Source organism: Acinetobacter stercoris, assembly GCF_900323515.1.
Classification (GTDB): Bacteria; Pseudomonadota; Gammaproteobacteria; order Pseudomonadales; family Moraxellaceae; genus Acinetobacter; species Acinetobacter stercoris.
In genome coordinates this window covers 1-2,751 of record NZ_OOGT01000314.1, presented here as the reverse complement: position 1 = coordinate 2,751, position 2,751 = coordinate 1, and the positions used below count along the sequence as shown (strand labels likewise).

Annotated in this window: 3 protein-coding genes; 2 read left to right on the top strand and 1 reads right to left on the bottom strand. The window is 35.3% G+C overall.

Features of this window, described 5'->3' with window-relative positions:
• The first annotated feature begins 68 nt into the window (after nt 1-68).
• Complete coding sequence (locus KPC_RS18930) at nt 69-1,472, top strand: methylenetetrahydrofolate reductase C-terminal domain-containing protein (protein WP_121975872.1); 1,404 nt, start codon at nt 69-71, stop codon at nt 1,470-1,472.
• A gap of 39 nt (nt 1,473-1,511) precedes the next feature.
• On the opposite strand, the gene KPC_RS18925 is transcribed toward KPC_RS18930, so the two are convergent.
• On the bottom strand, nt 1,512-2,177 hold the full coding sequence (locus KPC_RS18925; protein WP_121975871.1) for an epoxyqueuosine reductase QueH: 666 nt from the start codon (nt 2,175-2,177) through the stop codon (nt 1,512-1,514).
• Nucleotides 2,178-2,594: 417 nt separating this feature from the next.
• On the opposite strand from KPC_RS18925, the gene KPC_RS18920 reads away from it, so the two are divergent.
• On the top strand, nt 2,595-2,751 hold a 157-nt coding region (locus tag KPC_RS18920), incomplete at its 3' end, for a sodium/glutamate symporter (RefSeq protein ID WP_213065914.1).

Below are 2,751 nucleotides of genomic sequence, written 5' to 3'. Positions count from 1 at the left end.
GCTCTATACATATTCATAGCTAAAGGTTGTTATAATAATTACTCAATTTTATGCTTTATCTCCCATTTATGTCGATATTTTCTGATTATTTAGACAGTCAGCAATTTTGCTTTTTAGTCGAATTTATTGCATCAAGCAAAAAATCCCAAATACAATCTGCACATCTTGCTGGATTTCCTGTTATTGCTGCAATAGCTGATCGTGTTCATTCTGATGAAGATTTATCACCATTACAATTAGCAGCAGAATTGTCAGAAAATATCGAGAAAATGTTGCATTTTTCTGGAAAAGATCGCGATATTAAGGATTTAAATGCTTTTTTGCAAAAGGCATGGCAAGAGAAATATTTAAATATTTTGATGCTGTCAGGGGATAAGTTAAAAAAGCACCGGTTTGGAAATAAACAGAATGCACTGTTGCGTACACGTTATCTGGAGTCTGTTAATGCTGTAACAGCTGCGAAGGCCACGCATTCAGAGTTTAATATAGGTGTAGCATTTAACCCGTTTAAATATGCAGATGCTGAAAAGTCTGCCCAGTATTTTAAACTGGAAAAGAAAATTAAAGCAGGTGCTGACTATATCATTACACAGTTAGGTTATGACCTTGATGCCTTACAACAGGCAAAGGATTTTCTAAAAGAACATCAATATACAACGCCTATTCTTGCATGTGTTATGCCTTTAACATATCGTCGTGCAAAATTTATGTTGGATAATAAAGTTGCTGGTGTTGTTATCACATCGCATATGCTCAAGATCCTACAGCAGGAATATCGTTTAGATCCAGGTTTTGCAGAAAAAATGGTCTACGAGCGAGCTGCTTTGCAAATTTATATTGCAAAACATTTAGGTTATGCGGGCATACATTTATCAGCATGTCATCAAGCTGATCAACAACAAAAGCTGATACTGGCACTGGATAAGTTTCGTTGTCTTACATTAAATCAATGCTTAAAACTATGGGAAGAGCTTTGGCAGATACAACAAGGTGATGAACTTAAATATCCGGTTTTACAGCCAGTAGAAGCCAGTAGCGGTCAAATTGCGAAATACAAAAGCATGCATGCGATGCATGATTTATTTTTTAGTTCAAAAATCGCAAAAGGGGTGGGAGGATTAGTTTTCAATTCAAAACTCTGGAATAAGCCCAAAGTTGCTGATGCTTTGTTAAAAACTGAATTTATAAGCAAGCATAGGGTGGTGGGCTGTGAGAGCTGTGGACAATGTCGTTTGGGTGAAACCTTGTATATATGTCCTGAAACTTGTCCTAAAGGACTGGCGAATGGTCCATGTGGTGGTACGACTTTAGATCGCTGTGAGTTTGGAGATCGTGAATGCATTCATAGTGTAAAAGCCAGATTGGCAAAGCAGTTAGATGAAACGAAAATGCTCAGGTTTGAAATAATTCCAACTGTACCGATAGAAGTAAGACAGACGAGTTCATGGAAAAACTGGTTTAGCAATGAATAACAATTTGGATACTTCTGCTATACAGTAAAGTAGATTAAATTATTTATTCAATTCGTCCATGGCATTGCTATAAAATTTTTCCCCTATTTTGATACGTTCACGTCCATTTTTTAAGCGCCAGCGATTTGTATCGCGCAGTGAATATACGCAGCCACAATATTCCTGCTGATAAAACTCTTCACGTTTACTGATTTCAATCATACGTACTGCACCACCATTTTTACGCCAATTGTAATCCCAGTATTGTAGTGCGGGGTATGGACTAGCTGCCCGAACGCCACATTCATTGATCTGTTGCATATTTTTCCAACGTGAAATACCCAATGAACTGGTGAAAATTTTAAACCCATGTTCATGTGCATATAATGCAGTTCGTTCAAAACGCATATCGAAACACATAGTACAACGAATTCCTTTTTCTGGTTCATTTTCCATGCCTTTGGCACGGGTAAACCAGTGATCTGTATCATAGTCGGCGTCGATAAACTGAATATTATGTTTTTCAGCAAAGCGAATATTTTCCTCCTTTCGGATTAGATATTCTTTAACTGGATGAATATTGGGATTGTAAAAGAAAATGGAAAAATCAATATTGGAATGGATTAAAGTTTCCATGACTTCGCCTGAACATGGCGCACAGCAGGAATGGAGGAGGAGTTTATCGCAGCCTTCAGGAAGAGATAGCCGTTGGAGTTTTAATGACATGATAAATTTTCTTCAAAGTTCTTGGGACTCATTTTAAGGGATTTGATTCTGAAACAAGATTAAAAAATCATGAATTATTTTAATCTTGAGATGAATTTTTTTATTTTTCAAATGAAGAAGACTGTTTCCAATAAATCATGTTTGTTTGAATGCTGAGAGTCTAGTAGAAAGGCTGATATAGCTTCTTTTTTGACTGGATTGGTAAACTAAGATGCCAGATATTAGTTAAAATTATTAAACATCATAATAATTTATGTATTCATTAAATGGATTTTTTTGCTAAATGAAAAACTGGTATAAGAGTTTGTTTATTATATAATATTTTAAAAAAAAATTACATTTTAGTAGCTGAGAATCTTGAAAAAATTTGAGTAAATAGGCATCACAAATAAAACGGTATAATGTCTAAGGAAGCTTATGTCTTTTGAAGTTGATGCATTTGGTACTATTGTTATTGCGGTTTTAGTGCTACTTGTAGGTCGGTTGTTGGTTAAAAAAATCAGATTCTTGCAAAATTACAATATCCCTGAACCTGTGGTAGGTGGGTTGATTGCAGCTATAGGTGCTTATATTT